The sequence below is a fragment of the Lacisediminihabitans sp. genome (assembly GCF_043726815.1).
Classification (GTDB): Bacteria; Actinomycetota; Actinomycetes; order Actinomycetales; family Microbacteriaceae; genus Lacisediminihabitans.
On sequence record NZ_JAYSJZ010000013.1, the window covers coordinates 1 to 3,676 of the forward strand.

The 3,676-nt window shown below is 67.9% G+C and carries 4 protein-coding genes; all 4 read right to left on the reverse strand.

Features of this window, described 5'->3' with window-relative positions; genetic code table 11:
* Positions 1 to 1,074, reverse strand: a 1,074-nt coding sequence (locus ACHZD8_RS01390; protein WP_394768314.1) for an SCO6880 family protein, incomplete at its 3' end; no start/stop codon positions are given.
* Positions 1,075 to 1,083: 9 nt separating this feature from the next.
* A complete protein-coding gene (locus tag ACHZD8_RS01395; protein ID WP_394768315.1) occupies positions 1,084 to 2,637 on the reverse strand; it encodes a hypothetical protein in 1,554 nt (517 codons plus the stop codon).
* 1 nt (position 2,638) lies between these two features.
* Complete coding sequence (locus ACHZD8_RS01400; protein ID WP_394768316.1) at positions 2,639 to 3,358, reverse strand: hypothetical protein; 720 nt, start codon at positions 3,356 to 3,358, stop codon at positions 2,639 to 2,641.
* A 20-nt stretch (positions 3,359 to 3,378) separates the two neighbouring features.
* The coding region (locus tag ACHZD8_RS01405; RefSeq protein WP_394768317.1) for a hypothetical protein at positions 3,379 to 3,676 on the reverse strand (298 nt) is incomplete at its 5' end.

Consider the following 3,676-nt stretch of genomic DNA (forward strand, 5'->3'; position numbering starts at 1 on the left):
CGGCACGTTACCTCGAGGTGCCGTGCTCATCATCCAGGTGACCGACGTCGCGGAGTCGTGCCGGTACGAGTCCCAGGTCGCCTGATGAGCGGTCGGGCCCACCTCCGGCCAGTACAGCTCCGGCGGTTCGCCGGCAGCGTTGGCCTCGTCGATCAGTACCGCGGCTGCGGGGTCGTAGGCGACGCGGATCACCTCGCACAACTCCTGCGCGCTGAGCGGGTGAACGGCGCCCGCTCCGGTGGAGGACAGACCCAGCGTGAGCCCGGGGACGCGAGAGGCAAGCTCGCGCCCCATTTCATCGGCCGAGCGCTTGCGGCCGCCGCTGCGAGCCGCGGCGTTGAAGGTGAGCGCGATGTACGCGCGCACCACGGCGGCACCCGACGGGTACGAGCCCTGAATCTCGGTGAGCAGTTCCTTGGCGAACTCCGGGGCGTCGTCGACGATGCCGTTCTGGATCATGCGCTGCAGTCGCAGGCCCGTGTCGGGTGCCGTCTCGATCGTCACCGACACGGCCTCGAGGCCGGGTTCGTCGGCCACGTTTGCGAGCCACATGCCCCACTCCGCCACCCAGATATCGACCTGTTCACGATCGACCAGGGACGAGCCGTCAGGCTCTGAACCGATCACGATGGTGAAGTCCCCGGTGGAGGGCACGTGGATCATCGCGAACGGCCGGTTGTACGAGTCCTTGTACTCGACGAGGCGGGATGCCGCGGCAAGGCCCGGCAGCTGCATGGTGCCCCAGTCGGCGCGGCCCAGCGGGCCCGAGCGGTAGATGTTTTTCCGGCGTGCCCGCGTGTTCGCCCAGCCGAACCGGGTGGCTGTGCGGGCGAGCGTGCTCTGCCCGTGCTTGTCGCGCAACGCGATCAGCAGCAGGAAGCCGATCGTGACGACAGCCACGACGAAGCCGGCCAGCAGGCCGCCGATGATCGAGACGACGATCGTGATGCCGGCGCCGACGAAGAGAACGCCGGTGCCGATCGCGCCGAGGCCCAGCAGGCCCGGCGACTTCGGCCGCGTCCAGTTGCCGTAGGTTCGTGGCCCGTTGTGTGCCTGGCTCGTGGTGGCGCTCATGACTCCCCTTTATGCTCCGCTTGGTTCCCCGGCTGAGTCCGCGGCTGCGGACTGAACACCGGACTTGATAGCTCCGCCGACCTGCGAGGCACCCTGCGCTACAGCGATGCCGGCGGCGACCGGGATCCCGACGCCCGTAGCGGCGGATGCCGCAGCTGCACCCCCGGCAGCTGCACCCCCAGCTGCAGCGCCACCGCTAGCCGCAGCGCCACCGCTAGCCGCAGCGCCCCCGCCGGCGCCGGCAGCAGAGCCGCCCGCGGCCGAGGCTCCGGACGGGGCAGCTGATGATGCCCCGGCGGTAACCGACGACGAGCTGGTGCGACTGATCGCACCCGTCGCGGCCTCGACGCCCATCGCCGCGCCCATGGCACCCATGGCCAGCCCGCCGCTGCCACCGCCGATCGCGGCGCTCGTCATCGGGGCCACGAAGCGCAGCAGCGCGGGCAGGGCGAACAGCGCGAGGATCATCAATCCCATGCCGGTCAGGATCGACACGATGCCGACACCGTTAGCCCCGAACGCATCCGAGCCCGTGAGCCGGAACGCAGCCGCGTAGATCAGTGCCGCGGCGGGCTTGTAGAGGATGAAGGCAAGAGTCCAGCCGATCGCCTTCTGGAACCACTGGCGGCCCATCTGCGTGTTCGTGAAGCTCGCCGTGATCGGCAGCACCCCGGCGAGGATGACCAGCAGCCCGCCGCGCACGATCATGAGCGCGACCTGCACCCACGACATGAGCATCGCCAGGAGCGCAAGGATCAGAATTGCCAGCAGCGCGAGAGGCGACGTCGAGCTGAGCCCGATCATCGCAGCTACGTTCGTGCCGAAGCAGTTCGACTCCCCCGCGGCCGACACGTCGCATTGGGTCGCGCCGTTCAGCACCCAGATCGAGAAAGCGTCGGTCGCGGCGACTGCAAGACCGATGATCGTCAGACCCGCTCCGGACACGACGATCAAGGTCAAGAGCGACTGCAGCAACTCCTTGCCGGGGTTCGCGCGTTGCTCCCACGCCATGCGGATGCCGGCGATGATCACCGACACCACCGCCATGGCGCCGACGTACCACCACAAGGAGTTCTGCAAGAACCCGACCGCAGAGGCTGAACCGCCTGGTGCCTGATTCGGCAGCAAGCCGGCGACCAAGCCCGTGCCCCCGGAAATGAGGATCACCGCAGCGAGGACGATGCCTAGCCGACCAAGCAGCTGCTCGCCGTCACCACGGCGGATGCGTACCGCGAGCATCGCCCCAATGGCGATGATCGAGAGAACGCAGATCACCAGCGCAATCCACATCACGTAGCCGAGGATCGTGGTCACGCCAGCAGAGCCAGGAGGCGTGCCGCCCCCCGCCTGGCCCGTACCGTTTGTCAGCACGGGCGACGGCAGGTAGACCCACATCGTTCCGAGGCTGGCGACCGCCTGCCCGAATCCTTGAAGAGCCTGGTTCGTCAGCTCCTGCAGGGTGTTGTTCGCGGCGGCCGACACGACACCGTTAACCCCGGCAGAGACGCATTCGCCGGCGTGGGTCGCGAAGTAGATTGCGTCCGAGCAGTCGCCGCTCGCCACGTCAGACTCCCGCCCAGGGCGTGTAGCCGCCGAGGCTTGTGAGGGGACTCGGCGCGAACGGCGGGCCGTTCTTGTCGATGACGACCTTCCAGTCGCCATGTTCCCAGCGAAGGACAGTCGGGAAGCTGACCAGCTGACTTCCCGACGATGTGACCTGCCAGGCGACGTCGACCGTCGCCTCGCTGGCGCTGTAGGCGTTGATCTTAAAGCCAGCGACTTGCAGGCGATCGCTCGAGGCATCCCCCGGACTCGGGGTCGCTTGGAGCTCATCGCGCACAGGCCCGTCCGCAAGCAGCTCGTAGAGCCTAGGAACGTTACGAGCATCCGAACCGACCGCCAGGTAGCCGACTGCGGCGAACAAGGCGCCCTCGGCTGTGTGGGCATAGCAAGTACGCAGGCCGGCATCGTCGCGGCCTGGCCCGGCACCGGAGGGGTCGGTAGGAGCGGCGACGGTGCCGACAAGCTCCCACTTCGTAGCCGGCGCGGCCGTCAGGCTGCTTTCCGTCTCGAAGCCTTGCAGCCCACACACGCTTTTGTCGTCCCCCGAGGCGACCGGACTGCTAGGTGAAGACGTCGGCTTCGCGACGGGATCATGCGGCGCGGTGAGCGCGGTCACCAGCACGATCACTCCGGCAAGGAGGATCACCCCAATGACAATCGCCGCGGCTATGAAGCCGCGGCTGGCGAAGGGGCTACTCGGCTGTGTGCTGTCGTCCGACACGATTCGACTCCCTTGCTAAGTCAGCTGCCGGAAATGAAGCCGACGATCGACGCGGCCGCGCCGATCAGGATGCAGCCGAGGCCGACGTACAGCAGGCCGCCGAGTTCGCCGGCGGCTTCACCGCGGCGCACGTTGATCGCGAGCTTGGCTCCGATGATGATGACGCCGAGGACGGCGACGATCAGGCCCACCCATTTGACCCACCCCATGATGACCGCAACGGGGCCCGCGAAGCCCGGAGGGGCGACGGGGCCAGGGTCGGGAATGTCGACCGGGAGCGAGTGGATGAGATCCAACGAGTGAGCGAGTAGTGACATG